The sequence below is a fragment of the Streptococcus sp. A69 genome, assembly GCF_058556195.1.
Genome location: NZ_JBZUJU010000001.1, coordinates 495,591 through 522,477, shown reverse-complemented (window position 1 = coordinate 522,477; position 26,887 = coordinate 495,591). Strand labels below are relative to the sequence as shown.

The 26,887-nt window shown below is 42.4% G+C and carries 28 protein-coding genes, 1 tRNA gene and 1 other RNA gene; 23 read left to right on the top strand and 7 right to left on the bottom strand.

From position 1 onward, the window contains the following. Positions 1–16: 16 nt before the first annotated feature. Complete coding sequence (locus tag AC4ME5_RS02755; protein WP_282184219.1) at positions 17–946, bottom strand: FAD:protein FMN transferase; 930 nt, start codon at positions 944–946, stop codon at positions 17–19. A gap of 308 nt (positions 947–1,254) precedes the next feature. On the opposite strand from AC4ME5_RS02755, the gene nox reads away from it, so the two are divergent. The 3 genes from nox to pdxT all read left to right on the top strand — a co-directional run bounded on the left by nox (position 1,255) and on the right by pdxT (position 4,243). Continuing rightward, positions 1,255–2,634, top strand: coding sequence for a H2O-forming NADH oxidase (nox, locus tag AC4ME5_RS02750; RefSeq protein WP_045616887.1), 1,380 nt, complete (start codon positions 1,255–1,257; stop codon positions 2,632–2,634). 151 nt (positions 2,635–2,785) lie between these two features. Next, a complete protein-coding gene (gene pdxS / locus AC4ME5_RS02745) occupies positions 2,786–3,661 on the top strand; it encodes a pyridoxal 5'-phosphate synthase lyase subunit PdxS (protein ID WP_084939097.1) in 876 nt (291 codons plus the stop codon). Further along, positions 3,662–4,243 (top strand): pyridoxal 5'-phosphate synthase glutaminase subunit PdxT, encoded by a 582-nt coding sequence (gene pdxT, locus AC4ME5_RS02740; protein ID WP_084939037.1) that lies wholly within the window; start codon positions 3,662–3,664, stop codon positions 4,241–4,243. It begins immediately after the preceding gene. A 20-nt stretch (positions 4,244–4,263) separates the two neighbouring features. Here pdxT and trhA read toward each other — a convergent pair whose 3' ends face one another. Both trhA and AC4ME5_RS02730 read right to left on the bottom strand, forming a co-directional pair. Continuing rightward, positions 4,264–4,911, bottom strand: coding sequence for a PAQR family membrane homeostasis protein TrhA (gene trhA / locus AC4ME5_RS02735; RefSeq protein ID WP_001097972.1), 648 nt, complete (start codon positions 4,909–4,911; stop codon positions 4,264–4,266). Further along, positions 4,908–5,354, bottom strand: a complete 447-nt coding sequence (locus tag AC4ME5_RS02730) for a DUF1836 domain-containing protein (protein ID WP_084939038.1) — start codon at positions 5,352–5,354, stop codon at positions 4,908–4,910. The genes trhA and AC4ME5_RS02730 overlap by 4 nt, the downstream gene beginning before the upstream one ends. 134 nt (positions 5,355–5,488) lie before the next feature. On the opposite strand from AC4ME5_RS02730, the gene AC4ME5_RS02725 reads away from it, so the two are divergent. From AC4ME5_RS02725 to trxB, 7 genes are all read left to right on the top strand, one after another. Beyond that, complete coding sequence (locus AC4ME5_RS02725; RefSeq protein WP_084939039.1) at positions 5,489–5,980, top strand: GNAT family N-acetyltransferase; 492 nt, start codon at positions 5,489–5,491, stop codon at positions 5,978–5,980. Beyond that, positions 5,980–6,495, top strand: a complete 516-nt coding sequence (locus AC4ME5_RS02720) for a methylated-DNA--[protein]-cysteine S-methyltransferase (RefSeq protein ID WP_458624155.1) — start codon at positions 5,980–5,982, stop codon at positions 6,493–6,495. The genes AC4ME5_RS02725 and AC4ME5_RS02720 overlap by 1 nt, the downstream gene beginning before the upstream one ends. A gap of 12 nt (positions 6,496–6,507) precedes the next feature. Beyond that, a complete protein-coding gene (locus AC4ME5_RS02715; protein WP_491799772.1) occupies positions 6,508–6,864 on the top strand; it encodes an arsenate reductase family protein in 357 nt (118 codons plus the stop codon). 156 nt (positions 6,865–7,020) lie between these two features. Then, positions 7,021–7,821, top strand: a complete 801-nt coding sequence (locus AC4ME5_RS02710) for an amino acid ABC transporter permease (RefSeq protein ID WP_045616893.1) — start codon at positions 7,021–7,023, stop codon at positions 7,819–7,821. Next, positions 7,821–8,564, top strand: coding sequence for an amino acid ABC transporter ATP-binding protein (locus AC4ME5_RS02705; protein ID WP_138100033.1), 744 nt, complete (start codon positions 7,821–7,823; stop codon positions 8,562–8,564). The genes AC4ME5_RS02710 and AC4ME5_RS02705 overlap by 1 nt, the downstream gene beginning before the upstream one ends. 77 nt (positions 8,565–8,641) lie before the next feature. Then, entirely contained in the window at positions 8,642–8,866 is a 225-nt protein-coding gene (locus tag AC4ME5_RS02700; RefSeq protein ID WP_000926604.1) for a DUF4059 family protein, read from the top strand. Between the two features lie 65 nt (positions 8,867–8,931). Further along, positions 8,932–9,843 carry a thioredoxin-disulfide reductase gene (gene trxB / locus AC4ME5_RS02695; protein ID WP_084939044.1) on the top strand — a complete coding sequence of 304 codons (912 nt, stop codon included), beginning with the start codon at positions 8,932–8,934 and terminating at the stop codon, positions 9,841–9,843. Positions 9,844–10,025: 182 nt separating this feature from the next. On the opposite strand, the gene rlmB is transcribed toward trxB, so the two are convergent. Then, entirely contained in the window at positions 10,026–10,754 is a 729-nt protein-coding gene (gene rlmB / locus AC4ME5_RS02690) for a 23S rRNA (guanosine(2251)-2'-O)-methyltransferase RlmB (RefSeq protein WP_491799769.1), read from the bottom strand. A 55-nt stretch (positions 10,755–10,809) separates the two neighbouring features. Next, positions 10,810–11,421, bottom strand: coding sequence for a peptide deformylase (gene def / locus AC4ME5_RS02685; RefSeq protein WP_491799767.1), 612 nt, complete (start codon positions 11,419–11,421; stop codon positions 10,810–10,812). A gap of 155 nt (positions 11,422–11,576) precedes the next feature. Here def and AC4ME5_RS02680 point away from each other — a divergent pair, with 155 nt between their 5' ends. The 4 genes from AC4ME5_RS02680 to ssrA all read left to right on the top strand — a co-directional run bounded on the left by AC4ME5_RS02680 (position 11,577) and on the right by ssrA (position 14,792). Further along, positions 11,577–12,896 carry a CapA family protein gene (locus AC4ME5_RS02680; RefSeq protein ID WP_491799765.1) on the top strand — a complete coding sequence of 440 codons (1,320 nt, stop codon included), beginning with the start codon at positions 11,577–11,579 and terminating at the stop codon, positions 12,894–12,896. Positions 12,897–12,919: 23 nt separating this feature from the next. Next, positions 12,920–13,747, top strand: a complete 828-nt coding sequence (locus AC4ME5_RS02675) for an HAD family hydrolase (protein WP_491799764.1) — start codon at positions 12,920–12,922, stop codon at positions 13,745–13,747. Between the two features lies 1 nt (position 13,748). Then, positions 13,749–14,384, top strand: coding sequence for an SGNH/GDSL hydrolase family protein (locus tag AC4ME5_RS02670; protein ID WP_268700790.1), 636 nt, complete (start codon positions 13,749–13,751; stop codon positions 14,382–14,384). 60 nt (positions 14,385–14,444) lie between these two features. Continuing rightward, positions 14,445–14,792, top strand: a transfer-messenger RNA (tmRNA) gene (gene ssrA / locus AC4ME5_RS02665). A 151-nt stretch (positions 14,793–14,943) separates the two neighbouring features. Here ssrA and AC4ME5_RS02660 read toward each other — a convergent pair. Further along, positions 14,944–15,031, bottom strand: a tRNA-Ser gene (locus AC4ME5_RS02660). 161 nt (positions 15,032–15,192) lie between these two features. Between AC4ME5_RS02660 and AC4ME5_RS02655 the strand changes: the two genes are divergently transcribed. From AC4ME5_RS02655 to AC4ME5_RS02635, 5 genes are all read left to right on the top strand, one after another. After that, positions 15,193–15,933 carry a DeoR/GlpR family DNA-binding transcription regulator gene (locus tag AC4ME5_RS02655; RefSeq protein WP_000920660.1) on the top strand — a complete coding sequence of 247 codons (741 nt, stop codon included), beginning with the start codon at positions 15,193–15,195 and terminating at the stop codon, positions 15,931–15,933. Next, entirely contained in the window at positions 15,930–16,841 is a 912-nt protein-coding gene (pfkB, locus tag AC4ME5_RS02650) for a 1-phosphofructokinase (protein WP_195215516.1), read from the top strand. Before AC4ME5_RS02655 ends, pfkB begins: the two co-directional genes overlap by 4 nt. Beyond that, on the top strand, positions 16,838–18,796 hold the full coding sequence (locus AC4ME5_RS02645) for a PTS fructose transporter subunit IIABC (protein ID WP_491799761.1): 1,959 nt from the start codon (positions 16,838–16,840) through the stop codon (positions 18,794–18,796). Before pfkB ends, AC4ME5_RS02645 begins: the two co-directional genes overlap by 4 nt. Before the next feature lie 160 nt (positions 18,797–18,956). Next, positions 18,957–19,745, top strand: a complete 789-nt coding sequence (locus tag AC4ME5_RS02640; protein WP_001285303.1) for a HEAT repeat domain-containing protein — start codon at positions 18,957–18,959, stop codon at positions 19,743–19,745. A 131-nt stretch (positions 19,746–19,876) separates the two neighbouring features. Continuing rightward, complete coding sequence (locus AC4ME5_RS02635; RefSeq protein ID WP_491799759.1) at positions 19,877–22,183, top strand: DNA translocase FtsK; 2,307 nt, start codon at positions 19,877–19,879, stop codon at positions 22,181–22,183. 43 nt (positions 22,184–22,226) lie between these two features. On the opposite strand, the gene AC4ME5_RS02630 is transcribed toward AC4ME5_RS02635, so the two are convergent. Next, positions 22,227–22,652: a DUF6556 family protein gene (locus tag AC4ME5_RS02630; protein WP_491799757.1), complete on the bottom strand. Its 426-nt coding sequence runs from the start codon at positions 22,650–22,652 to the stop codon at positions 22,227–22,229. A gap of 137 nt (positions 22,653–22,789) precedes the next feature. Between AC4ME5_RS02630 and AC4ME5_RS02625 the strand changes: the two genes are divergently transcribed. The 4 genes from AC4ME5_RS02625 (at position 22,790) to AC4ME5_RS02610 (ending at position 26,877) form a co-directional block, all read left to right on the top strand. Further along, positions 22,790–23,932, top strand: a complete 1,143-nt coding sequence (locus tag AC4ME5_RS02625; RefSeq protein WP_491799755.1) for a cysteine desulfurase family protein — start codon at positions 22,790–22,792, stop codon at positions 23,930–23,932. Between the two features lie 8 nt (positions 23,933–23,940). Further along, the gene (gene thiI, locus AC4ME5_RS02620) at positions 23,941–25,155 is read left to right on the top strand and encodes a tRNA uracil 4-sulfurtransferase ThiI (protein ID WP_491799753.1); all 1,215 of its coding nucleotides are present in this window, start codon (positions 23,941–23,943) and stop codon (positions 25,153–25,155) included. Positions 25,156–25,291: 136 nt separating this feature from the next. Further along, complete coding sequence (locus tag AC4ME5_RS02615) at positions 25,292–26,116, top strand: alpha/beta hydrolase (protein WP_001016814.1); 825 nt, start codon at positions 25,292–25,294, stop codon at positions 26,114–26,116. 20 nt (positions 26,117–26,136) lie between these two features. Beyond that, positions 26,137–26,877: an esterase family protein gene (locus tag AC4ME5_RS02610; RefSeq protein ID WP_491799751.1), complete on the top strand. Its 741-nt coding sequence runs from the start codon at positions 26,137–26,139 to the stop codon at positions 26,875–26,877. Positions 26,878–26,887 lie beyond the last annotated feature (10 nt).

Genomic DNA, 26,887 nt, shown 5'->3' with positions numbered 1-26,887 from the left:
GATTTCCTTTCTCTTTTTACATAATACAATTTTGAAGGCCTGAAGAACATGCAAGGCGTCCCTCTTTGTCGATGAGGATGGCTTCAATCCCATCTATACTTTCGACTTGCCAGAGGATAGAAGCGCTACGTTCTCCAAATAGGCGGGTTGTCCAAATCTCACCATCAACGGATTTATCTGAGATAATCGTTAGGCTAGCGAGGTCTGTTTCGACAGGGAATCCTGTCTCACTATCAAAGATATGGTGATAGTCTTTTCCATCTACTGTCAGGTGGCGTTCATAGATACCTGAAGTTACAACGGATTTGTTAGACGCAGGAATGGTTAGGAGATGATTGCCACGAGGATTTTGCGGATCTTGAATCCCAATCTGCCAGGCTTTCCCTTCTTTAGCTTGGTTATTCCCGATGGTGAGGATATTTCCTCCGAGATTGATCAAGGCAGAGGTGACACCGTGTGCTTTTAAATACTGGGCAACCTTATCTGCACTATAGCCCTTGGCTAAGCAACCTAGATCAAGCTTCATTCCTTTCTTCTCTAAAAAAACAGTAGAGCTAGTCGGATCCAACTTGATAAAATGCGGGTCAACTAGGGGCAAGACAGCTTCGATTTCGTTTAACTCTGGAAGTCGTGCATCTGCAAATCCGATTCGCCAGGTTTGAATCAAGGGACCGATACTGATATTTAGATGGCTAGAGGGAGCTAGGCTGTGCTCTAGTCCAAGAGCAATCAGTTCAAATAGGTCAGGGTGAACCTTAACAGGTGCGATTCCAGCCTTGTAGTTGATTTCCATCAGTTCGGATTCTTGACTATTGGCGTTGAAACGGTATTCGAGCTCCTTGAGCAAGTCAAAAGCGCCCTGAAGCAGGATTTCTGCCCGCTCATCTACTAATGAAATCGTGATAGTTGTTCCCATTAGCCGTTCAGAACGTGAATGAAGAGACAAGCTACCAGCTCCTTTCTCTTTATAGGAAATCATTCAATATAAGTTGGTTAAAGAAAAATTAAACCCCTTACATTTTATTTCCATGTAACTAGCATACCATAAAGTCAGCGTTTTCACAAATGAATTTTGACAAAAAAGTCAAGAAATATGCTCAAAATTAGAACGAAAACGATAGAAAAATAAGGCCTGTTAATATTAAGTGTATTTTTTTCTGAAAAAAAGAGAATTCTGAGCAAATACCTTGTAAACGCTAACAGTAAATGATATACTAGAAAAGTAAATCAAAAATTAAAGGTAGGAATTTTTCTATGAGTAAAATCGTTGTAGTTGGTGCTAACCATGCTGGTACAGCTTGTATTAATACGATGTTGGATAACTTTGGTCATGAGAATGAAATCGTAGTATTTGACCAAAACTCAAATATTTCATTCCTTGGTTGTGGAATGGCGCTTTGGATCGGGGAACAAATTGATGGTCCAGAAGGTCTCTTCTACTCTGATAAAGAAAAATTGGAAGCAAAAGGTGCTAAAATCTACATGAACTCACCTGTTCTTTCAATCGACTATGACAATAAAGTTGTGACTGCAGAAGTTGAAGGTCAAGAGCACAAAGAATCTTATGACAAATTGATCTTTGCGACTGGTTCAACTCCAATCTTGCCTCCAATCGAAGGTGTTGAAATTGTCAAAGGTAACCGCGAATTCAAGACAACTCTTGAAAATGTTCAATTTGTTAAGTTGTACCAAAATGCTGAAGAAGTTATCAATAAACTTGCTGACAAGAGCAAACACCTTGAGCGCATCGCTGTTGTTGGTGGAGGTTATATCGGTGTTGAACTTGCTGAAGCTTTTGAGCGTCTTGGCAAAGAAGTTGTCCTTGTTGACATCGTAGATACTGTCTTGAACGGCTACTATGACAAAGACTTCACCCAAATGATGGCGAAGAATTTGGAAGACCACAACATCCGGTTGGCACTTGGTCAAACAGTTAAAGCCATCCAAGGTGACGGTAAAGTTGAACGCTTGGTCACAGACAAAGAAACATTTGATGTAGATATGGTGGTTCTTGCAGTTGGTTTCCGTCCAAACACAGCTCTTGCAGATGGTAAGATTGAACTCTTCCGCAACGGTGCCTTCCTTGTAGACAAGAAACAAGAAACATCTATCCCAGGTGTATATGCTGTTGGTGACTGTGCAACAGTTTATGACAATGCTCGTAAAGATACAAGCTACATCGCTCTTGCATCTAACGCTGTACGTACTGGTATCGTTGGTGCTTACAATGCTTGTGGACATGAATTGGAAGGAATCGGTGTGCAAGGATCAAACGGTATCTCAATCTACGGTCTTCACATGGTTTCAACTGGTTTGACTCTTGAAAAAGCTAAAGCTGCTGGTTACAACGCAACTGAAACAGGCTTTAACGACCTTCAAAAACCAGAATTTATGAAGCATGACAACCATGAAGTTGCCATCAAGATTGTCTTTGATAAAGACAGCCGTGAAATCCTTGGTGCTCAAATGGTATCACGTGATTCAGCTATCAGTATGGGAATCCACATGTTCTCACTTGCTATCCAGGAGCATGTAACAATTGATAAATTGGCCTTGACAGACCTATTCTTCTTGCCACACTTTAACAAACCATACAACTACATTACAATGGCTGCACTTACAGCTGAAAAATAAAAATTGATGAACTATCTGGCCTTAATTGAAGGTCAGATAGTTTTTTAGTCAATCTGTACCCAGACAAATATTGTTTTTCTGTCTTGTACTTCACTCTGTTCTGACTTAAAATGAAATGGTAGCTACCAATACAAATGATGAGGAAAAAGAAATGACTGAAAATCGTTATGAACTAAATAAAAACTTGGCGCAGATGCTTAAGGGCGGTGTTATCATGGATGTGCAGAACCCTGAACAGGCTCGGATTGCGGAAGCTGCTGGTGCGGCAGCTGTCATGGCCTTGGAGAGGATTCCAGCTGATATTCGGGCTGTTGGCGGGGTTTCCCGTATGAGTGATCCAAAGATGATTAAGGAAATCCAAGAAGCGGTTAGCATTCCAGTGATGGCCAAGGTCAGAATCGGACATTTTGTTGAAGCTCAGATTTTAGAGGCTATTGAGATTGACTATATCGATGAGAGTGAAGTGCTGTCTCCAGCAGACGATCGTTTCCATGTGGACAAGAAAGAATTCCAAGTTCCTTTTGTCTGTGGAGCTAAGGATTTGGGTGAAGCCTTGCGTCGTATCGCTGAGGGAGCTTCCATGATTCGGACAAAAGGAGAACCGGGGACAGGAGATATCGTCCAAGCCGTTCGCCATATGCGTATGATGAATCAAGAAATTCGCCGCATTCAAAACCTCCGTGAAGATGAGCTCTATGTGGCTGCAAAGGACTTGCAAGTCCCTGTTGAATTAGTCCAATACGTCCACCAACATGGAAAATTACCAGTTGTCAACTTCGCAGCCGGAGGTGTGGCAACACCAGCAGATGCTGCGTTAATGATGCAATTGGGGGCAGAGGGCGTCTTTGTCGGTTCAGGTATTTTCAAGTCAGGAGATCCTGTTAAACGAGCAAGTGCCATTGTCAAAGCCGTAACCAACTATCAAAATCCTCAAATTCTGGCACAAATCTCTGAAGACCTAGGGGAAGCCATGGTGGGTATCAATGAGAATGAAATCCAAATTCTTATGGCAGAGCGAGGAAAATAGATGAAAATCGGAATATTAGCCTTGCAGGGTGCCTTTGCAGAACATGCAAAAGTGCTAGAAAAGTTAGGTGTTGTTAGTGTCGAAATCAGAAATTTAGATGATTTTCAACAACATCAGAGTGACTTGGTGGGTTTGATATTACCTGGCGGTGAGTCTACAACCATGGGCAAACTCTTGCGTGACCAGGAGATGCTGATTCCAATTCGAGAAGCTATTTTATCTGGTCTTCCCGTTTTTGGTACTTGCGCGGGCTTGATTTTGCTGGCTAAGGAAATCACTTCTCAGGAAGAGAGTCATTTAGGAACCATGGATATAGTGGCTCAGCGCAATGCCTACGGCCGCCAACTGGGAAGTTTCTATACTGTGGCCGAATGTAAGGGAGTTGGCAAGATTCCGATGACCTTTATTCGCGGTCCAATTATCAGTAGTCTTGGAGAGGGTGTGGAAATTCTAGCAACCGTAGATGACCAAATCGTTGCAGCCCAAGAAAAAAATATGTTGGTGACCTCTTTTCATCCAGAATTAACAGATGATGTTCGCTTGCACCAGTATTTTATCAATATGTGTAAAGAAAAAAGTTGAGAAAAAGATTCTCAACTTTTTTACATGTAATAAACAATCGCAATGTATTGGAGAGCAGATGCAGCTAAGATAAAGAGATGCCAGATCATGTGGAAATAAGGTTTTTTCTTAGCGTAAAATCCAGCTCCAACTGTATAACAGAGTCCGCCAGTTACCATGAGACTCCAAAAGATTGGCGTTGTTTGACTGATAATGGCAGGAATAATAGCCAGAACCAACCAGCCCATAATCAGGTAAAGAGCAAGGCTGAATTTCTCATTAACCTTTTTAGCAAAGATTTTATAGAGGATGCCGAAAATGGTCGTTCCCCACTGAATGGCAATGATCAGATAGCCAAACCAGTTATTCATCAAAGTCAAGACGACCGGCGTATAAGAGCCTGCGATAGCCACATAAATCATAGAATGGTCGATGATTCGCAAGACGTATTTATGGGTCGAACCATAGGCCATAGAGTGGTAAATGGTTGACGAGAGGAACATGAGAAAGAGACTGATAACAAAGATAGAAACACCAAAAGATGATAAAAATCCATGTGCTTCATAACTATAGGTGGATGAAATAGGGAGTAAGATGAGCATGATAACGGCACCCACAGCATGGGTCACGCTATTGGCGATTTCTTCTCCAAAACTGAGTTTTTTACTGAGTTTTAGACTGGTATTCATTGGATTTCCTCCTCTTCTTTGTTAAGGATTAAGTCTAGAGTTTGATGATAGAGTTTAACCGTTTGACAGCTGGTTTGGATAATAGGATTCTCTGGATCGATCCCATGGTTCATGTAGTCCACAAAAGCATCGTAGAGCTGGTCTGAGCTTGCATAAGTGTGTAGAGTATTCAGTGTCTGAGCGATTTCTTGAATCGAAAAGACAGATTTGAGAGTAGTGATAGCAATCAAACGGGCAATCTGTTTGCGTTGGTATTTCTTCTTGTCAGGCTTTATCAGGTAACCATGTTTGACATAGTTATTGACCATAGATGCGGTCAGGCCCTTTTCTTTATCCGGAGAGATAGGGGCGCAGACTTGATTGACATAAAGCAAAACCTGATCCAGATAGAGGTCAATGTTTGGAATTTCTTCCCATTTTGGGTAGGAAAAGATAGAATTCATTTCCAACTCCTTTTTATCTAGTTTTGATAACTAGATTATAAAATAATAAAAAACAAAAGTCAAGTTTCAACTGCTTGTAGAAAGCCCTAAATTATGCTATGATGAGAGAAAATAGTCAGAAAAGAGGAGAAAATATGGAGATTCGTTTAGCTTTTCCAAACGAAGTAGAGATGATTATGCAGATGATGGAGGATGCCAAAAAATGCTTAGCCAAGTCAGGAAGTGACCAGTGGCAAAATGGCTATCCAAATGCTGATATCATTATTGATGATATTATCTCTGGTCAAGCCTATGTTGCCTTAGAAGAAGGAGAACTAGTAGCCTATGCTGCAGTAACCAAGAGCCCTGAGGAAGCCTATGAAGCGATTTATGAAGGACATTGGCAAGGGAGAGAGCCAGAATATCTGGTCTTTCACCGTATCGCCGTGGCAACAGATGTTCAAGGGCAGGGAGTTGCTCAGACTTTCCTAGAAGGCTTGATTGAAGGATTTGATTACCTAGATTTTCGTTCAGATACGCATGCAGAAAACAAGGCCATGCAGCATATTTTTGAAAAGCTAGGCTTCCAACAGGTCGGGAAAGTTCCAGTGGATGGAGAACGCTTGGCCTATCAGAAATTAAAATAATGACGCAGAAAAAGTACGCAAAAATGCTCTACTTGTCGCCAATCGGAACCTTGTCCTTAGTTGCTGACGAGCAATATCTGCATGGAATTTGGGTGCAGGACCAAACTCATTTTGAGAGAGGTATTGATACGGATGGGATAGAAATCGTTAAGGAACATCCTGTCCTCGACAAAGTTATTTCCTATTTAAATGCTTATTTCGATGGGAGAGTTCAAGACTTGTCTCTCTTACCCTTGGCTCCCATTGGGACGGATTTTGAAAAGCGAGTCTGGACCTACTTACAGAGTATTCCTTATGGGCAAACAATGACTTACGGTCAAATAGCTCAAGACTTGCAGGTACTCTCTGCCCAAGCTATTGGCGGAGCAGTGGGGCGTAATCCCTGGTCCATCCTCGTCCCCTGTCATCGTGTGCTGGGAGCAGGCAAGCGTCTGACAGGTTATGCTGCAGGAGTGGAAAAGAAAGCTTGGCTCTTGGAGCATGAAGGCGCAGATTTTCAAGAAAATAAAGAATAGAAAGAAAAGAAAATGTTAGAATTTATCGAATACCCAAAATGTTCAACTTGTAAGAAAGCAAAAAATGAATTGGATCAACTTGGACTAGAATACCAAGATGTCCACATCGTAGAAGAAACCCCAAGTGAAGACGTGATTTTAAACTGGTTAGAGACTTCAGGTTTCGAGTTGAAACAATTTTTCAATACCAGCGGGATCAAATATCGTGAACTTGGCTTGAAAGATAAGGTAGGAAGTCTGTCAAACCAAGAAGCTGCCAAGCTTCTGGCTAGTGATGGCATGTTGTTAAAACGCCCAATCTTATTAGAAAATGGTGCTGTTAAGCAAATTGGCTATAGAAAATCCTACGGGGAACTGGGCTTGAAATAGTTTTTATCTATCTTCTTGATAGGTAAATTATATAGCCTTTCTGGTTTAAAGTGTGATAAACTAGAAGGTAGACAAAGTCTGCTTTACCCGTAGCAAATAATTTGCTTGCGAGCAGAAGTATGGTAGAATGAATCATTATCAGGAGAGGATGTTTTTATGACTGTTACAACACTTTTAGCATCAGATTGGTACCAGAGCTTGATGCAGCTGATTCCAGACGGTAAGCTCTTTAGCTTGCGTTCAGTTTTTGATGGAATTCCAAGAATTGTCCAACAACTTCCCACAACTATCATGTTGACGCTTAGTGGTGCGATTTTTGGTTTGGTGCTGGCCTTGGTTTTTGCCATTGTTAAAATCAATCGTGTTAAGATTTTATATCCCTTGCAGGCCTTTTTTGTCAGCTTTTTAAAAGGGACGCCGATTTTGGTTCAGCTTATGTTGACCTACTACGGGATTCCACTTGCTCTAAAAGCCCTTAATCAACAATGGGGAACCAGCTTCAATATCAATGCTATTCCAGCAGCAACCTTCGCGATTGTAGCTTTTGCCTTTAATGAGGCGGCTTATGCCAGCGAAACCATTCGTGCAGCCATCCTTTCTGTCAATCCTGGTGAGATTGAAGCGGCACGCAGTCTGGGGATGACCCGTGCGCAAGTTTATCGTCGTGTCATTATTCCTAATGCAGCGGTTGTAGCTACTCCAACCTTGATCAATTCCCTCATCGGTTTGACCAAGGGAACTTCTCTAGCTTTTAGTGCGGGTGTTGTCGAAGTTTTTGCCCAGGCTCAGATTTTGGGTGGAGCGGATTATCGCTATTTTGAACGATTCATCTCTGTTGCTCTTGTTTACTGGGTAGTCAATATCGGAATCGAAAGCCTCGGTCGCTTTATCGAGAAGAAAATGGCCATTTCAGCGCCGGATGCAATAACTACAGATGTGAAAGGAGACCTTCGTTAATGATTAAGATTTCGAATTTAAGCAAATCCTTTTCAGGTCAAACTGTCTTGGATCATCTGGACTTGGATATCCAAAAGGGAGAAGTAGTAGCCTTGATTGGTTCATCTGGAGCAGGGAAATCAACTTTCTTGCGTAGTCTTAACTATCTTGAGACACCTGATAGTGGTTCCATCCAGATTGACAATTTTACAGTTGATTTTTCTCAGATTAGCCAAGAGGAGATTTTGACCCTTCGTCGCAAGTTGTCCATGGTTTTCCAACAGTTTAACTTATTTGAACGCCGAACAGCCCTTGACAATGTCAAGGAAGGCTTGGTCGTTGTGAAGAAATTATCGGATGAGGAAGCAACCAAAATCGCCAAGGAAGAATTGGCTAAGGTCGGTCTTTCTGATAAGGAACAACATTACCCTCGCCATTTGTCGGGTGGGCAAAAGCAACGGGTTGCCCTAGCGCGTGCCCTCGCTATGAAACCAGATGTCTTGCTCTTGGACGAACCAACATCAGCTCTTGACCCAGAATTGGTCGGAGAAGTGGAAAAGTCTATTGCAGACGCCGCTAAGTCTGGTCAGACCATGATTTTGGTCAGTCACGATATGTCTTTTGTAGCCCAAGTGGCAGATAAGATTTTGTTCCTAGATAAGGGGAAAATCATCGAGTCTGGCACACCGGATGAGATTATCCACCATCCAAAAGAAGAACGGACAAAAGAATTCTTCGCTAGTTACAAACGGACTTATATTTGATATAATAGTAAAAGGAAAACTCAGTTAGTTGGACTAGCTGAGTTTACTCTTTAAAAAAGATAGAAACGAGAGAGATCATGCTGCTGCAACTATTTTCTTTATATTTCGAGAGTTTGATCTTAACGACCATTCTCGTCGTGATTTCTTTAGGGATTTGGATTGGATTGCGAGCTATGTCTGGTGTGGACAAGACAGCCAAGGCCCGTCAAGCCCATCTCTATGATATGATCATGATTGGGGTTTTGGTGATTCCAGTATTATCCTTTGCCGTCATGAGTCTCATTTTAGTTTTTAGAGCATAATGCTTGCTAAATAAACTTCAAACAGTTAGAATAAAGATAGTTACAACAAGAAAGAAGGAATCGAAATGTACGATACGATTATTGTCGGTGCTGGACCTGCAGGAATGACCGCTGCCTTATATGCTGCTCGCAGCAATCTGAAAGTGGCTTTGATTGAAGGTGGTCTGCCAGGCGGGCAGATGAATAACACATCTGATATTGAAAACTATCCAGGTTATGCCAATATCAGTGGACCTGAATTGGCTGAAAAGATGTTTGAACCACTTGAAAACCTTGGAGTGGAGCATCTTTATGGCTATGTTGAAAATATTGAAGACCAGGGTGACTATAAGAAGGTAATCACTGATGATCAAGTTTACGAAACCCGTACTGTCATTGTGGCAACTGGGTCAAAACACCGTCTTTTGGGGGTTCCTGGAGAAGAAGAACTGAACAGTCGTGGTGTTTCTTACTGTGCAGTCTGTGATGGAGCTTTCTTCCGTGACCAAGACTTGCTCGTAGTCGGTGGTGGAGATTCAGCGGTAGAAGAAGCCCTCTTCTTAACTCGCTTTGCCAAGACTGTTACCATTGTTCACCGTCGTGACCAACTTCGTGCTCAAAAGGTTTTGCAAGACCGTGCCTTTGCAAATGAGAAAGTCAACTTTATCTGGGACTCTGTAGTCAAGGAAATCAAGGGTGAAAACCGAGTAGAATCTGTCGTATTTGAAAATGTGAAAACAGGTCAAGTGACAGAGCAAGCCTTTGGAGGAGTCTTTATCTATGTTGGATTGGACCCTGTTAGTGATTTTGTTAAGGATTTGAATATCCAAGACCAGGCGGGGTGGATTGTAACAGATAACCACATGAAGACTGCCGTTGATGGTATCTTTGCGGTTGGGGATGTTCGTCAAAAAGACCTTCGCCAAGTCACAACAGCAGTTGGAGATGGGGCTATCGCAGGTCAAGAAGCCTATAAATTTATCACTGAACATAGTTAATACTCTTCGAAAATCTCTTCAAACCACGTCAACGTCGCCTTGGATTATATATGAGACTGACTTCGTCAGTTCTATCTGCAACCTCAAAACAGTGTTTTGAGCAGCTTGCGGCTAGTTTGCTCTTTGATTTTCATTGAGTATAATCATAAAAAAGTTTCCAATCAATCTGATTGGAAACTTTTTTATAGTCGATTTCGGAAAACTTCGTACATGAGAATGGCTGCAGCAACACTGGCATTGAGACTTTGAACATGTCCATTCATCGGAATGGTAATCATCTCATCGACCTGTTTTTTGATGTTGCTAGAGATACCTTTTCCTTCATTTCCGATGATGAGGGCGATTTTCCCTTTTGTATTCCACTTGTGGCAAGGGGTGCCGTTCATATCTGTTCCAAAGGTCCAGAAGCCTTCATCCTTGAGTTTGTCTAGGGTTTGACTGAGGTTGGTCACTCGGGCAATCGGTACATGCTCGATAGCACCTGTGGCCGTTTTGGCAACGACAGGAGTCACTCCGACAGCACGGTGCTTGGGAATGATGACGCCTGAAACATTGGTCGCATCGGCTGTTCGCAAGATAGAACCTAGATTATGGGGATCAGTTAACCCGTCCAGAATCAATAGCAAAGGATTTTCTTCTTGGCGTGTTTTTGCAAGGATGTGATCCAGATCGCTATAGGCAAATTCGGACACTCGTAGAACAAAACCTTGGTGGACAGCGCCTTCGGTCATTTCAGAGAGGGATTTTTTTGAAGTCCAAGAGATGGAGACTTTTTTCTCAGCAGCCAGTTCCTTGACCTTCTCAACATTCTTACCCCTTAGATCATCTTGGAGGTAGAGTTTGTTTCCTGTATTTGCAAGGAGGGCTTCTGTAACGGCATGGAAGCCATAGACAATATCATTTGTTTTCATGCCTCTATTATAACACAAATATAACACAAAACCCCGTCTTGCAACGGGATTTTCTTTATTCCAGAATTAGCAAACCATCTTTAACTGCAAATGGGTCTTTCTCATTGATACGATCGTAAAACATGATTCCGTTTAGATGATCAATTTCATGTTGGACAACGATAGAGTTGTATCCTTTGAGCTTGATACGGTGTTTTTCTCCGTCCTTGTCAAAGTAATCAACAGTGACGCGGGCATGACGAACAACATAGCCTGGAACTACACGGTCGACAGATAGGCACCCTTCTCCTTCGCCGAGGGCAGCGTCTTGAACAGAGTGAGATATGATTTTTGGATTGTACATAATAGCTTGCAGATCGTAGGCTTCCTGTGGAGTTTCACCTTCTTCCACAATATTTGGCACTAAAACAGCGATAATGCGTTTTGAGATATCGAGTTGGGGAGCAGCAAGTCCAACACCACCACGCAAGCCCATTTTCTCAGCCATAACAGGATCCTGAGAATGTTTGAGGAATTGCATCATCTTTTCTCCAAGGATGATTTCCTGGTCAGACAGTGGGAAAGTGACCTCCTCAGCAACCGCGCGTAAAGTCGGATTCCCCTCGCGGATAATATCGTTCATATTAATTAAATGAGCAGCTTTTGTAATACGTTCTATAGCAGACATTTTCTCTCCTTTCATTACCTCTACATGATAACACAAAATAGACGAGAAAGAAAGTCACAGAAGTTCCTAAAAAATAATATAATAAACGGTATTCCCCTTTTATCTGTGATATAATAAAAGAAAAGGCTTGCAGTAAAAGCAAGGGGGGAATAAAGATGGAAAAGCGACAAGATAGACGGTCTCATGGTCCTATTTTTGGATTGTTGAAGAGTGGTATTGGTTTCTTTCGGAATTATAAATCTTGGACAAATGCCCAATTTATTACGGTGTTACTACTTGCAGTTACCTTGTCTATGGGATTGAACTTGTTGGCCCAAGCAGTACAAGGGAACAAGGGAACAAGTCCGAATGGTCAAACTCTTGATTCTGCTCAGACGTCTGGTCAATCCAAGGAAAATCAGTCTGATGAAACGACAGCCCGTATCATGGCAAATGGTGACCTCCTCTACCATATTCCTATCTACCGAACAGCTCTGAAAGAAGATGGAACCTATGATTTCCATGAAAATTTTGAGTATGTAAAACCCTGGCTCAAACAAGCGGATTTAGTGCTTGGTGATTTTGAAGGAACGGTGAACAAGGACCACTACTTGGCAGGTTACCCTCTCTTTAATGCACCTGGAGAAGTCATGGATGCGATCAAAGATGCAGGCTATCAAGTTCTAGACTTGGCTCATAATCACATCTTGGATTCTCAGATAGAGGGAGTGGTTTCGACAGCAGAAGCTATTGAAAAGGCAGGGATGACACCCATAGGAGTCTACACACATGAATCCCGTGACCAAGCTCCGCTAGTTATCAAGGAAGTCAATGGTATCAAGGTAGCTCTCCTGGCCTATTCTTACGGTTTTAATGGCATTGAGCAGTATATCTCTCAAGAGGATTATAATCGCTATCTTTCTGACCTGAATGAAGATAAGATGAAGGCAGAAATTGAACGAGCTGAGCAAGAAGCGGATATTACTGTCATCATGCCTCAGATGGGAATTGAGTACCAGCTAGAACCAACGGAAGAACAGAAAACACTGTACCACAAGATGATTGACTGGGGAGCTGATATTATCTTTGGAGGGCATCCTCATGTCGTTGAACCTGCTGAAACCGTTGAAAAAGATGGTGACAAAAAATTGATCATCTATTCCATGGGAAATTTCCTCTCAAACCAACGCATTGAAACCATGCAAGACGAGGAAAATGCCAAGTGGACGGAGCGAGGAGTTCTCATGGATGTGACCATTAAGAAAAAAGATGGCAAGACAAGGATTGAAACTGCTAAAGCACATCCAACTTGGGTTAATCGAACTCCAAAAGGAACTTACTCTCCAGAAGGCTATCCGCTCTTCCTCTATCAGACCTATATCCTAGAGGACTTCATCGAGGGAGGCAGTCATCGTGATCAGTTGGACGAGGCGACCAAGGAACGAATTGACACGGCCTATAAAGAAATGAATGAACATGTAGGGTTGAAGTGGTAGGTGCTCACCCTAAAGGAGATAGGATGACGATTAAATTAATTGCAACAGACATGGATGGAACCTTGCTAGACCCGAGAGGTCAGCTGGATCTGCCCCGCTTGGAAAAGATTTTAGATCAGCTGGATCAAAGGGATATCCGTTTTGTCATTGCGACGGGGAATGAAGTTCATCGTATGAGACAATTGCTTAAACATTTGGCGAGTAGAGTTGTCCTAGTCGTTGCCAATGGGGCGCGTATTTTTGAAAATAATAAACTGATTCAAGCACAGATCTGGGATAATGCTATGGTTGACAAGGCTTTAGTTCATTTTAAAGGGAGGGAGTGTCGAGATCAATTTGTTGTCACTAGTATGAATGGGAGTTTTGTCAAGAAAGGAACTGTTTTTACAGAACTTGATAAATTTATGACTCCTGAGATGATTGAAAAACTCTATCGGCATACAAACTTTGTTGAAGAGCTCAGATCGGACCTCTTCGGTGGAGTGTTAAAGATGAGCATGGTCGTCGGTGAAGAACGTTCTAGTTCTGTTTTGCAGAAAATCAATGACCTCTTTAATGGGCATGTAAGAGCCGTTTCTAGCGGTTATGGTTGTATTGATATCCTACAGGCTGGTGTTCACAAGGCTTGGGGATTGGAAGAATTACTCAAGCGCTGGAATTTGCAATCGGAGCAAATCATGGCCTTTGGTGATAGTGAAAATGATATCGAAATGCTAGAACTGGCTGGAATTGCCTATGCGATGGAAAACGCAGATGATGAGGTCAAGGCAGTTGCGACTGCCCTAGCTCCAGCTAACAGCCAGGCGGGTGTTTATCAAGTCCTAGAAAATTGGTTAGAGAAAGAGGGATAAGGTGGCAGTACAGTTATTAGAGAATTGGCTCTTAAAGGAGCAGGAAAAAATTCAAACCAAGTATCGTGGATTGAATCAAGTCTCTGTCCTAGAGCCGGATATTATCTTTATCGGAGATTCGATTGTGGAATATTACCCTCTGCAAGAGTTGTTTGGGACTGCCAAGACGATTGTTAATCGTGGCATCCGAGGCTACCAGACGAGACTTTTATTAGAGAATCTAGACGCCCATCTTTATGGTGATGCTGTGGATCAAATTGTTCTCTTAATTGGGACAAATGATATTGGGAAAGATATTCCCTTGAATGAAGCTTTGGATAATCTTGAGCGAGTTATCCAATCAATTGCCCGAGATTATCCGTTGTCACAAATAAAGCTCCTTTCTATTCTGCCAGTCAATGAGGGAGAGAAATACAAGCAGACTGTTTATATCCGAACCAATGAAAAGATTAGAGAATGGAATCAAGCCTATGAGGCTCTAACATCCGCCTATATGCAGGTAGATTTTGTGCCTGTTTATGATAGTTTGATAGATTCAGAAGGACAACTCAAAAAAGACTATACAACAGATGGCCTCCATCTAAGTGTAGCCGGTTATCAAGTCTTATCGGAAGCCTTAAAAGGGGTTCTTTTCTAAAGAGGTGGCTTGATTTTGCATTTTTCATGAAGATAGGTTATAATGGTTCTATCGTCTTTTGGGGTCGTTACGGATTCGACAGGCATTATGAGGCATATTTTGCAACCCGTGTGGCGACGTAAACGCTCAGTTAAATATAACTGCAAAAAATAACACTTCTTACGCTTTAGCTGCCTAAAAACCAGCAAGCGTGACCCGATTTGGATTGCTCGTGTTCAATGACAGGTCTTATCATTAGCGAGATACGATCAAACTTTGTCTAGCAGTTTGATAAGAGAGTGATAGACTCGCAGTTCCTAGGCTTGAGTTATGTGTCAAGGAGTTGTTAAAATAATACATAACCTATGGTTGTAGACAAATATGTTGGCAGGTGTTTGGACGTGGGTTCGACTCCCACCGGCTCCATATATACTTTGCATTCTTTCGCAAACCTTTCTAGAACGTTGTTAAATCAACGTTTTTTATTTTTGCCTTTGGTATTCCTTGGTATTCTTTTTTTAAAAAGGGATACAAAAAAAGATACAACATTTGTTGTATCTAAAAAAATAATTTTTTTCTACGGAAGACATGGGATTCGAACCCACGCACGCTGTTACACGCCTACCGCGTTTCCAACACGGCCTCTTAAGCCTCTTGAGTAATCTTCCAATACTTACTCAAATAGTCTACCATAAAGCCACTTATCTTGCAATAAAAATTTTTGAAACAAGAAAAATGATAGAATTTGAAAGAAAATGATAAAAAATGCTTGACTTTGATAGAAAATGTGTTAGAATGAATAGTGTAAACGATAACAGGAGGTGATTTGGTGTTAAAAACAGAGAGAAAACAACTGATTTTAGAGGAGTTAAATCAACATCATGTAGTTTCTCTAGAAAAATTAGTTAGTTTGCTAGAAACGTCAGAATCAACGGTTCGAAGAGACTTGGATGAGTTGGAAGCGGAAAACAAGCTTCGTCGCGTGCATGGTGGAGCAGAATTGCCCCATTCCTTGCAGGAAGAAGAAACCATCCAAGAAAAATCTGTCAAAAACCTTCAAGAGAAGAAGCTACTGGCTCAAAAAGCAGCCTCTCTTATTAAGGAGCAAGATGTTATCTTTATTGATGCTGGAACGACAACTGCTTTTTTAATCAAGGAATTGGTTAATAAGAATATCACAGTTGTGACCAACTCCATTCATCATGCGGTTCAGTTGGTTGAAAAACAGATTCCAACGGTTATGGTTGGGGGTAGTGTCAAGATGGCGACAGATGCATGTATCGGTGGTGTTGCTCTTAACCAAATCAATCAATTGCACTTTGACCGTGCCTTTATCGGGATGAATGGTGTGGACGATGGTTATTATACGACTCCTGATATGGAGGAAGGAGCTGTTAAGCGTGCTATTTTAGAGAATGCCAAACAGACCTATGTCTTGGTGGATTCGTCAAAAATTGGACAAACTTGCTTTGCCAAGGTAGCACCACTCAAACGCGCTATTGTTATCACAAGTCAAGGGCATGAGCTCTTGCAGGCTATTAAGAAGAAAACGGAGGTAATAGAAGTATGATTTATACAGTCACACTCAATCCGTCTATTGACTATATCGTTCGCTTGGACCAAGTTCAAGTTGGAAGTGTCAATCGTATGGACAGTGATGATAAGTTTGCTGGTGGGAAAGGAATCAATGTCAGTCGTGTCTTGAAACGTTTGGATATTCCAAATACAGCGACTGGATTTATCGGAGGCTTTACTGGTAAATTTATCACAGATACCCTTGCAGAAGAGGAAATCGAAACTCGTTTTGTCCAAGTAGCAGAAGATACTCGTATCAATGTCAAGATTAAAGCAGACCAAGAAACAGAAATTAATGGGACTGGTCCTAATGTTGAGCCCGAACAACTTGAAGAGTTAAAAGCCATTCTTTCAAGTCTGACAGCAGAAGATACGGTTGTGTTTGCGGGTTCGAGTGCTAAGAACCTAGGCAATGTTATCTATAAGGATTTGATTGCATTGACACGCAAGACTGGTGCCCAAGTGGTTTGTGACTTTGAAGGACAGACCTTGATTGATAGTTTGGACTACCAGCCACTATTGGTTAAACCAAACAATCACGAACTTGGAGCTATCTTTGGAGTGAAACTCGACAGTTTAGATGAAATCGAGAACTATGCTCGTCAGTTACTGGCCAAAGGAGCTCAAAATGTCATCATCTCTATGGCTGGGGACGGTGCCCTCCTTGTAACATCCGAGGGAGCATACTTCGCTAAACCAATCAAAGGGACAGTAAAAAATTCAGTTGGTGCTGGTGACTCTATGGTTGCTGGATTTACAGGTGAATTTGTCAAATCAAAAGACGCAGTAGAAGCCTTCAAGTGGGGAGTGGCTTGTGGGACAGCAACTACTTTCTCTGATGACTTGGCAACTGCAGCATTTATAAAAGAAACTTATGAAAAAGTTGAGGTAGAAAAACGATGAAAATTCAAGACCTATTGAGAAAAGATGTCATGTTGCTGGATTTGCAAGCAACTGAAAAAACAGCTGTCATCGAAGAGATGATTAAAAGTCTAGTGGATCACGGTTATGTGACAGATTTTGAAACCTTTAAAGAAGGCATTTTAGCGCGTGAAGCTCTAACTTCCACTGGTTTGGGTGATGGAATCGCTATGCCTCACAGCAAGAACTCTGCAGTTAAAGAAGCTACGGTTCTCTTTGCTAAGTCAAACAAGGGTGTTGACTACGAAAGCTTGGATAGGCAACCAACAGACCTCTTCTTTATGATTGCAGCTCCAGAAGGTGCCAATGACACTCACTTGGCAGCCTTGGCAGAATTGTCTCAATACTTGATGAAAGACGGCTTTGCTGATAAACTGCGCAAAGTATCTTCACCAGACGAAGTTATCACTTTTTTTAACCAAGCGTCTGAAAAGGCAGCTGAACCGGCAACTGTTGCTCCTGCCAACGAATCTGGTGACTTCCTCGTAGCTGTTACAGCTTGTACAACAGGAATTGCCCACACTTACATGGCCCAAGAAGCCCTACAAAAAGTTGCGGCTGAAATGGGGGTTGGAATCAAGGTTGAAACCAACGGTGCTAGCGGTGTTGGTAACCAATTGACAGCAGAAGATATTCGCAAGGCTAAAGCTGTTATCATCGCAGCAGACAAGGCGGTCGATATGGATCGTTTCGATGGCAAACCATTGATCAATCGTCCAGTTGCAGACGGTATCCGTAAGACGGAAGAGTTGATCAACTTGGCTCTTTCAGGAGATGCTGAAGTTTATCGTGCAACTAATGGAGCAAAAGCTACAACAGCAAGCAATGAAAAACAAAGTATCGGTGGTGCTTTCTACAAACACTTGATGAGTGGTGTATCTCAAATGTTGCCATTCGTTATCGGTGGTGGTATCATGATTGCCCTTGCTTTCTTGATCGACGGAGCTTTTGGTGTGCCACAGGATAGTCTTGGCAATCTCGGATCCTACCATGAGCTAGCTTCCATGTTCATGAAAATCGGTGGGGCTGCCTTTGGCTTGATGCTTCCAGTCTTTGCTGGTTATGTAGCCTACTCTATTGCTGAAAAACCAGGTTTGGTAGCTGGTTTTGTGGCTGGTGCTATTGCCAAAGAAGGTTTTGCCTTTGGTAAAATTCCTTATGCCGCAGGTGGTGAAGCAACTTCAACTCTTGCAGGTGTATCATCTGGTTTCCTAGGTGCCCTTGTTGGTGGATTTATCGCAGGAGCTTTGGTTCTTGCTATCAAGAAATACGTTAAAGTTCCACGTTCACTTGAAGGGGCTAAGTCAATTCTTCTCTTGCCACTTCTTGGAACTATTTTGACAGGATTTGTCATGCTGGCTGTCAACATTCCAATGGCAGCAATCAACACTGCTATGAATGACTTCCTTGGCGGACTTGGAGGAGGCTCAGCGGTCCTTCTCGGTATCGTTCTTGGTGGTATGATGGCTGTTGATATGGGTGGACCTGTCAATAAAGCAGCCTATGTCTTTGGTACAGGTACGCTTGCAGCGACTGTTTCTTCAGGCGGTTCTGTAGCCATGGCAGCAGTTATGGCTGGAGGAATGGTGCCTCCACTTGCAATCTTTGTCGCAACCCTTCTTTTCAAAGACAAATTTACCAAAGAAGAACGCAACTCTGGTTTGACAAATATCATCATGGGCTTGTCATTTATCACTGAGGGTGCGATTCCATTTGGTGCCGCTGACCCAGCTCGTGCGATTCCAAGCTTCATCCTTGGTTCTGCAGTAGCAGGAGGACTTGTTGGTCTTGCAGGAATCAAACTCATGGCGCCACACGGAGGAATCTTCGTTATCGCCCTTACTTCAAATGCCCTCCTTTACCTTGCCTCTGTCTTGGTTGGTGCAATTGTAAGTGGTGTGGTTTATGGTTACCTTCGTAAACCATTAGAAAAATAATCACAAATACTCAAATGACTGAACACGAAAGTGGGCAGTCATTTTTTGATGATGGAGTTAGGGAGAACGGTCTTCAAAGTGATATAATAGAGGTAAATCTTAGAGAATTTAAATGATAGAATGCTGAAGTTCTACAAATATCTTAGAGGAGATAAGTGTCATGAGTGATTCTAGAAAAGAAGGAATCGACAAACTAGAAAAGGAACAGTTCGGTCGCAAAAGTCTTACAAAAGAAGCGTTACAAGGAACCTATGCCAGCTTGGTGGAGGAAGATTTTCCTGATTCTAAACGAATTCATTTTATAGCTGATTTAGGTAGGAGCCCAGAAATTGCCTTTCATTTTGAACTCATTTGCAACGATTGGGAGGAAGGAACTGACCTAAATTTTGAAGCAAGTTTTGACCAGCATGGGCAGGAGGGAATAGACTATCTTTTGGAAACTCTCAATCAAGAGGAAGATGAGAGTCAACGCATTTTGATTGTTTATTTCCTAGCGAAAATCCTTTCCAAAGTAAGACATAGAGATTTTTATGCATCTTCTTGCAAGCAAGTACTTCCTGTTCTAATATCTCTTTTACCTAGTTCAGAAGCTTCGAATCGTAGAAAGCTAATCATTGCCCTAGGTTGGATTGGTTCAATAAGTGAGATAGAAATCTTAGGGCAACATCTCTTGACTGACCAAGATGCACTTTGTCGTGCCTGGTCTGCCAGTAGTTTGATGCAATTATCTTTTCATCAAGTTGAAAAAGAAGTCTTGATGGAGAAAACGAAGGATTTGTTTCGAGAGGCGATTCCAGAAGAAAAGGACTTTCGGGCTTGTGCTCTGATGATAGAAGCAGCTCAAGTTTTATTTGGGAAAAAATGGATTCCTACATCTGCTGTAGAGAAGTTGGAAATCGAGAAGATTGAGAAGGCAAGAAAATCAGCAATTAGATTTTTGAAGAAGTAGTGAGACAAGGTTGTTGAAAAATCATATAGAATAGAAAATTCAGAAATATCAACGAAAGATGATTGTGTCTAGTAGATGCAGTCATTTTTTTGATTTCTCTAGATGTTTCTGAAATATGGTATAATAGAAGCATGGCAAACAAAAATACAAGTAAAACAAGACGGAGACCGTCTAAAGCAGAACTCGAAAGAAAACAGGCTATCCAGAGGATGTTGATTTCCTTAGGAATTGCCTTATTGTTGATTATTGCAGCTTTCAAGCTTGGTGCTGCGGGTATCACCCTTTATAATCTCATTCGACTGTTAGTCGGAAGTTTAGCTTATGTGGCTATAGGTGCCCTCCTCATCTATCTTTTTCTATTTAAATGGATCCGCAAGCAAGAGGGACTTCTGTCAGGATTTCTCTGTATCTTCGCTGGCTTGCTCTTGATTTTTGAGGCCTATCTTGTCTGGAAGTTTGGTTTGGAGCAGTCAGTTCTAAAAGGGACCTTGGCTCAAGTTATGACGGATCTGACTGGTATTCGGGTGACTAGCTTTGCTGGTGGAGGTCTGCTAGGTGTTGGACTTTATATCCCCATATCCTTTCTTTTCTCCAATATCGGATCGTACTTTATTGGAGTTCTTTTGATTCTAGTTGGGGCTCTCTTGGTCAGTCCTTGGTCTATTTATGATGTTGCAGCCTTTATTGGAGCTCAGTTCAGATCCTTCATGGAAAAACAGGAACAGAGAAAACAGGAACGCTTCATCAAGAGAGAAGAAGAGAAGGCTCGTCAAGAAGCTGAAGAAGCTGCCAGAATCAAGAGAGAACAAGAAGAACAGGATGCACTACCGCTTCCTCCTGTAGATCCTGAAACGGGAGAAATCTTATCAGAAGTTCCAGACTATGATCTTCCACCAATTCCTGAAAAAGAATGGAGTGAACCGGAGATTATCCTGCCTCAAGCTGATTTTGACGTTCCAGATGTGGAAGAAGACTTTGAGGATGAAGAGGTGCAGGTTGATTTTTCTGCCAAAGAAGCTCTTGAATACAAACTGCCAAGCTTGCAACTCTTTGCGCCAGATAAACCCAAAGATCAATCCAAGGAAAAGAAGATTGTTCGAGAAAATATCAAAATCCTAGAAGAAACCTTTGCTAGCTTTGGTATCAAGGTGACAGTAGAACGGGCTGAAATTGGACCATCAGTTACCAAGTATGAAGTCAAACCAGCAGTCGGTGTACGGGTTAACCGCATTTCCAATCTGGCAGACGACTTAGCGCTAGCTCTAGCAGCTAAGGATGTTCGGATAGAGGCTCCAATCCCTGGTAAATCCTTAGTCGGAATTGAGGTTCCTAACTCTGAGATTGCGACTGTTTCCTTCCGTGAACTCTGGGAACAGTCTCAGACTAAACCAGAAAATCTCCTCGAAATCCCTCTAGGTAAGGCCGTCAATGGAACTGCTCGCACCTTTGACCTTTCCAAGATGCCCCATCTACTCGTTGCAGGTTCAACGGGATCAGGGAAGTCAGTCGCAGTTAATGGTATTATCGCTAGCATTCTCATGAAAGCAAGACCCGACCAGGTCAAGTTTATGATGGTGGATCCAAAGATGGTTGAGTTATCGGTTTACAATGACATTCCTCACCTCTTGATTCCAGTTGTGACTAATCCACGCAAGGCCAGCAAGGCTCTGCAAAAGGTTGTGGATGAGATGGAAAACCGTTATGAACTCTTCGCTAAGGTTGGTGTACGAAATATCGCTGGTTACAATGCCAAGGTCGAGGAATTCAATGCCCAGTCTGAGTACAAACAAGTACCCCTGCCTTTGATTGTTGTCATTGTGGATGAGTTGGCAGACCTCATGATGGTGGCTAGCAAGGAAGTAGAAGACGCCATCATTCGTCTCGGACAGAAGGCGCGTGCCGCAGGAATTCACATGATTCTCGCAACGCAACGTCCATCAGTCGATGTCATTTCTGGTCTCATCAAGGCCAATGTCCCATCTCGTGTGGCTTTTGCAGTTTCATCGGGCACAGATTCACGAACCATTTTGGATGAAAATGGAGCAGAAAAACTGCTTGGTCGAGGAGACATGCTCTTTAAACCAATCGATGAAAATCACCCAGTCCGTCTGCAAGGATCCTTTATCTTGGATGATGATGTTGAACGCATCGTAAACTTCATCAAGGCTCAGGCGGATGCGGACTACGATGAGAGTTTTGACCCAGGTGAGGTTTCTGAAAATGAAGGAGAATTTTCAGATGGTGAAGCTGGTGGCGATCCGCTTTTTGAAGAAGCTAAGGCTCTGGTTATCGAGACGCAGAAAGCCAGTGCCTCTATGATTCAGCGCCGTTTGTCGGTTGGATTTAACCGTGCGACCCGCCTGATGGAAGAACTCGAAATGGCAGGTGTCATCGGTCCAGCTGAGGGAACCAAACCACGAAAAGTATTGCAACAATAAAAAATAGCTTCTTTCCAAATCTGGAAGGAAGCTATTTTAGTAGTTATTGATTGCTTTTGTTTTCGGAACTAGTCGTTTTGGACGAGTTTCCACTATCAGTTGTTTCTTTTGTTGAGGAAGGTGTAGAAGAATCCTGAGTTGTGGTTTTCTTCTCTTCTTTTTTCTCCTCTTTCGTGTTGGATTGAGGAGTTTCTTCCTGCGGGGTATTTTCTTTAGTAGAAGTGTTGTCCTTGTTAGGTGTAGTATTTTCCTGAGGGGATTCCTTTTGAATTTCTTTGACAACAGTTGTTTGAGTTGTCGTTGGTTCTTTTTTGTTATTCTTGTTATTATCCATAGCGTTCATGATGGTAATAGTAGCGGTAATTAGGCCAAGGATACTACCGATGGTAGCAATCGTTTTTTGAAAGACAGTAAATCCCTTTTTGATGTGTTCTGTTTTTGGTTTTGAAGTTCTATGATAGTTAGACATGATACTCTCCTTTAATTATGATTTATTATACCTCATTTCTTTAAAAAAATCTTAAAAAAAGAGGACTTGCCCTTTCTTGTCGCAAGCTTCGTTTCATGATACAATAGAAGAAGTGATTTTAGAAAGCGTGAGAAAACATGATCTACTTTGATAATTCGGCAACGACCAAGCCTTATCCTGAAGCACTTGAAACTTATACTCAGGTCGCTTCGAAAATTGTAGGAAATCCATCCAGTCTCCATCGTTTGGGAGATCAGGCAACACGAATTTTAGATGCTTCCCGTCAGCAAATTGCAGATTTGATTGGCAAGAAGAGTGATGAAATCTTCTTTACCTCTGGTGGTACAGAAGGGGATAACTGGGTCATCAAGGGTGTGGCCTTTGAAAAATCCCAGTTTGGCAAGCACATCATCGTATCAGCCATTGAACATCCAGCAGTTAAGGAATCAGCCCTCTGGCTGAAAAGTCAAGGTTTTGAGGTGGATTTTGCTCCAGTTGATGAGAAAGGGTTTGTGGATGTTGAGGCTCTAGGAGCTTTGATACGACCTGACACGACCCTCGTCTCCATTATGGCAGTAAACAATGAAATTGGGTCTATTCAGCCTATTGAGGCTATCTCAGAACTTTTGGAAGACAAGCCAACTATTTCCTTCCACGTTGATGCAGTTCAGGCACTCGCTAAGATTCCGACTGAAAAATATCTGACAGATCGAGTGGATTTTGCGACCTTTTCGAGTCATAAGTTTCATGGTGTCAGAGGTGTTGGCTTTGTATATATCAAGTCTGGTAAAAAAATTACGCCTCTTTTGACTGGTGGTGGTCAGGAGCGAGACTATCGTTCGACAACTGAAAATGTGGCAGGGATTGCAGCGACAGCCAAATCTCTCCGTTTGTCTATAGAAAAGCTGGATATCTTTACTAGTAAGACAGGGCAGATGAAGGAAGTTATTCGCCAAGCTCTTTTAGATTATCCAGACATTTTAGTCTTTTCAGACGAGGAAGACTTTGCCCCTCATATCCTGACTTTTGGAATCAAGGGTGTTCGTGGTGAAGTCATCGTTCACGCCTTTGAAGACTATGACATTTTCATTTCCACAACCTCGGCTTGTTCATCTAAGGCAGGAAAACCTGCGGGTACCTTGATTGCCATGGGAGTGGACAAGGATAAGGCCCAGTCAGCGGTACGCCTCAGCCTAGACCTAGAAAATGATATGAGTCAGGTTGAGCAGTTTTTGACCAAGCTAAAATTAATTTACAATCAAACTAGAAAAGTAAGATAGGAGCATTCATGCAGTATTCAGAAATTATGATTCGCTACGGAGAGCTTTCAACCAAGGGAAAAAATCGTATGCGTTTCATCAATAAACTTCGCAATAACATTTCGGACGTTTTGTCCATCTATCCCCAAGTCAAGGTGATCGCTGATCGCGACCGTGCCCATGCTTATTTAAACGGAGCGGATTATACAGCAGTAGCAGAATCTCTCAAACAAGTCTTTGGGATTCAAAACTTTTCTCCAGTTTACAAAGTAGAAAAGTCTGTCGAAATTCTCAAAGTTGCCGTCCAAGAGATTATGAAAGACATCTACAAGCAAGGCATGACCTTTAAGATTTCTAGTAAACGTAGTGACCACAACTTTGAGTTGGACAGTCGAGAACTCAACCAAACCCTTGGTGGAGCTGTTTTTGAAGCTATTCCTACTATTCAAGCCCAAATGAAAAATCCTGATATCACTCTTCAAGTGGAGATTCGTGAGGAGGCAGCCTATCTTTCCTATGAGACCATTCGTGGAGCAGGAGGATTACCTGTGGGAACTTCTGGTAAGGGGATGCTTATGTTGTCAGGTGGCATTGACTCACCTGTAGCGGGTTATCTTGCCCTTAAACGTGGGGTAGATATCGAAGCCGTTCACTTTGCTAGTCCACCATATACTAGTCCCGGTGCCCTTAAGAAAGCGCAGGACTTGACCCGCAAATTGACCAAGTTTGGTGGCAATATCCAATTTATCGAGGTACCTTTCACTGAGATTCAAGAGGAAATCAAGGCTAAGGCGCCAGAAGCCTACCTCATGACCTTGACCCGTCGTTTCATGATGCGCATTACTGATCGTATCCGTGAGGTACGAAATGGTTTAGTTATCATCAATGGGGAAAGTCTTGGTCAGGTGGCAAGCCAAACCCTGGAGAGCATGCAGGCTATCAACGCTGTGACTAGCACTCCAATTATTCGTCCCGTGGTTACGATGGACAAGTTGGAAATCATTGACATTGCGCAGGAAATCGATACCTTTGAAATTTCAATCCAGCCGTTTGAGGACTGCTGTACTATTTTTGCGCCTGACCGTCCTAAGACAAATCCTAAGATAGAGAATGCAGAGCAGTATGAAAAACGGATGGATGTCGAAGGTTTGGTTGAGCGAGCAGTGGCAGGGATTATGATTACTGAAATCACTCCCCAGGTTGAAAAAGATGCTGTCGATGAGTTAATTGACAATCTCCTCTAATCAGAAAACCCAGAAGAATTTAGAATATTAAATGAGAAAAGTTAGTAATTTATCCTTAAAATGGACATTTACTGACTTTTTTTCTATTTTTATGGTATAATGAGATAAAATTTTGAATATAGAGAGTTTTCTGACAATGAATCATTCCTACTTTTATTTAAAAATGAAAGAACATAAACTCAAGGTTCCTTATACTGGAAAAGAGCGTCGTGTGCGTGTGCTCCTGCCAAAGGACTACGAGAAAGACACAGACCGTTTTTACCCTGTTGTTTACTTTCATGATGGGCAAAATGTCTTTTACAGCAAGGAGTCTTATATCGGACACTCTTGGAAGATTATTCCAGCCATTAAGCGGAATCCTGACATCAGTCGCATGATTGTTGTTGCTATTGATAATGATGGAATGGGACGGATGAATGAGTATGCAGCTTGGAAGTTTCAAGAATCTCCTATCCCAGGTCAGCAGTTTGGCGGTAAGGGTGTGGAGTATGCTGAGTTTGTCATGGAGGTGGTCAAGCCTTTTATCGATGAAACCTATCGTACCAAAGCTGATCGCCAGCATACTGCTATGATTGGTTCGTCTCTAGGAGGCAATATTACCCAGTTTATCGGACTAGAGTACCAAGATCGAATTGGTTGTCTAGGTGTCTTCTCATCTGCTAACTGGCTTCACCAAGAAGCCTTTAACCGCTATATCGAGCGCAAGAAACTATCGCCTGAACAACGCATTTTTATCTATGTTGGAACGGAAGAAGCGGATGATACGGACAAGACCCTGATGGCTGGCAATATCAAGCAAGCCTATATCGACTCATCGCTTCGCTATTACCATGATTTGATTGCAGGTGGAGTACACCTGGATAATCTTGTCTTGAAGGTTCAGTCTGGTGCGATCCATAGTGAAATCCCTTGGTCGGAAAATTTACCAGACTGTCTCCGTTTTTTTGCAGAGAAATGGTAAGTTAGAAAAGGAGAAAGCCAATGCATATTGAACATCTTAGCCACTGGAGCGGTAACCTCAACCGTGAAATGTACCTCAACCGTTATGGACACGCTGGGATTCCAGTTGTGGTTTTTGCTTCATCTGGTGGCAGTCACAATGAATACTATGATTTTGGCATGATTGATGCCTGTGCTTCCTTTATCGAGGAAGGCCGTGTTCAGTTCTTTACTCTATCCAGTGTGGACAGCGAGAGCTGGTTGGCCACTTGGAAAAATGGTCACGACCAAGCAGAGATGCACCGTGCCTATGAACGCTATGTGATTGAGGAGGCCATTCCTTTTATCAAGCATAAGACAGGTTGGTTTGATGGCATGATGACGACAGGTTGCTCGATGGGAGGCTACCATGCACTCAATTTCTTCCTCCAGCATCCAGATGTCTTTACCAAGGTGATTGCTCTTAGTGGTGTTTACGACGCACGTTTCTTTGTCGGTGATTACTACAATGATGATGCTATTTACCAGAACTCGCCAGTAGATTATATTTGGAATCAGAATGACGGCTGGTTTATCGATCGTTACCGTCAGGCGGAGATTGTCGTCTGTACGGGCCTCGGTGCTTGGGAACAAGATGGTCTGCCGTCCTTCTACAAACTGAAAGAAGCCTTTGACAAGAAACAAATCCCTGCCTGGTTTGCTGAATGGGGGCACGATGTCGCCCACGACTGGGAATGGTGGCGTAAACAAATGCCCTATTTTCTTGGACACCTGTATCTATAAAAGGAGTTGC

Coding starts and splice junctions, on each gene's coding strand:
- trxB (WP_084939044.1), top strand. CDS start 8,932: ATGTACGATACGATTATTGTCGGTGCTGGACCTGCAGGAATGACCGCT.
- AC4ME5_RS02680 (WP_491799765.1), top strand. CDS start 11,577: ATGGAAAAGCGACAAGATAGACGGTCTCATGGTCCTATTTTTGGATTG.
- AC4ME5_RS02700 (WP_000926604.1), top strand. CDS start 8,642: ATGCTGCTGCAACTATTTTCTTTATATTTCGAGAGTTTGATCTTAACG.
- AC4ME5_RS02720 (WP_458624155.1), top strand. CDS start 5,980: ATGACGCAGAAAAAGTACGCAAAAATGCTCTACTTGTCGCCAATCGGA.
- AC4ME5_RS02640 (WP_001285303.1), top strand. CDS start 18,957: ATGAGTGATTCTAGAAAAGAAGGAATCGACAAACTAGAAAAGGAACAG.
- nox (WP_045616887.1), top strand. CDS start 1,255: ATGAGTAAAATCGTTGTAGTTGGTGCTAACCATGCTGGTACAGCTTGT.
- AC4ME5_RS02635 (WP_491799759.1), top strand. CDS start 19,877: ATGGCAAACAAAAATACAAGTAAAACAAGACGGAGACCGTCTAAAGCA.
- rlmB (WP_491799769.1), bottom strand. CDS start 10,754: ATGAAAACAAATGATATTGTCTATGGCTTCCATGCCGTTACAGAAGCC.
- pfkB (WP_195215516.1), top strand. CDS start 15,930: ATGATTTATACAGTCACACTCAATCCGTCTATTGACTATATCGTTCGC.
- def (WP_491799767.1), bottom strand. CDS start 11,421: ATGTCTGCTATAGAACGTATTACAAAAGCTGCTCATTTAATTAATATG.
- AC4ME5_RS02705 (WP_138100033.1), top strand. CDS start 7,821: ATGATTAAGATTTCGAATTTAAGCAAATCCTTTTCAGGTCAAACTGTC.
- AC4ME5_RS02710 (WP_045616893.1), top strand. CDS start 7,021: ATGACTGTTACAACACTTTTAGCATCAGATTGGTACCAGAGCTTGATG.
- AC4ME5_RS02630 (WP_491799757.1), bottom strand. CDS start 22,652: ATGTCTAACTATCATAGAACTTCAAAACCAAAAACAGAACACATCAAA.
- AC4ME5_RS02645 (WP_491799761.1), top strand. CDS start 16,838: ATGAAAATTCAAGACCTATTGAGAAAAGATGTCATGTTGCTGGATTTG.
- thiI (WP_491799753.1), top strand. CDS start 23,941: ATGCAGTATTCAGAAATTATGATTCGCTACGGAGAGCTTTCAACCAAG.
- AC4ME5_RS02675 (WP_491799764.1), top strand. CDS start 12,920: ATGACGATTAAATTAATTGCAACAGACATGGATGGAACCTTGCTAGAC.
- trhA (WP_001097972.1), bottom strand. CDS start 4,911: ATGAATACCAGTCTAAAACTCAGTAAAAAACTCAGTTTTGGAGAAGAA.
- pdxS (WP_084939097.1), top strand. CDS start 2,786: ATGACTGAAAATCGTTATGAACTAAATAAAAACTTGGCGCAGATGCTT.
- AC4ME5_RS02615 (WP_001016814.1), top strand. CDS start 25,292: ATGAATCATTCCTACTTTTATTTAAAAATGAAAGAACATAAACTCAAG.
- AC4ME5_RS02725 (WP_084939039.1), top strand. CDS start 5,489: ATGGAGATTCGTTTAGCTTTTCCAAACGAAGTAGAGATGATTATGCAG.
- AC4ME5_RS02625 (WP_491799755.1), top strand. CDS start 22,790: ATGATCTACTTTGATAATTCGGCAACGACCAAGCCTTATCCTGAAGCA.
- pdxT (WP_084939037.1), top strand. CDS start 3,662: ATGAAAATCGGAATATTAGCCTTGCAGGGTGCCTTTGCAGAACATGCA.
- AC4ME5_RS02730 (WP_084939038.1), bottom strand. CDS start 5,354: ATGAATTCTATCTTTTCCTACCCAAAATGGGAAGAAATTCCAAACATT.
- AC4ME5_RS02715 (WP_491799772.1), top strand. CDS start 6,508: ATGTTAGAATTTATCGAATACCCAAAATGTTCAACTTGTAAGAAAGCA.
- AC4ME5_RS02610 (WP_491799751.1), top strand. CDS start 26,137: ATGCATATTGAACATCTTAGCCACTGGAGCGGTAACCTCAACCGTGAA.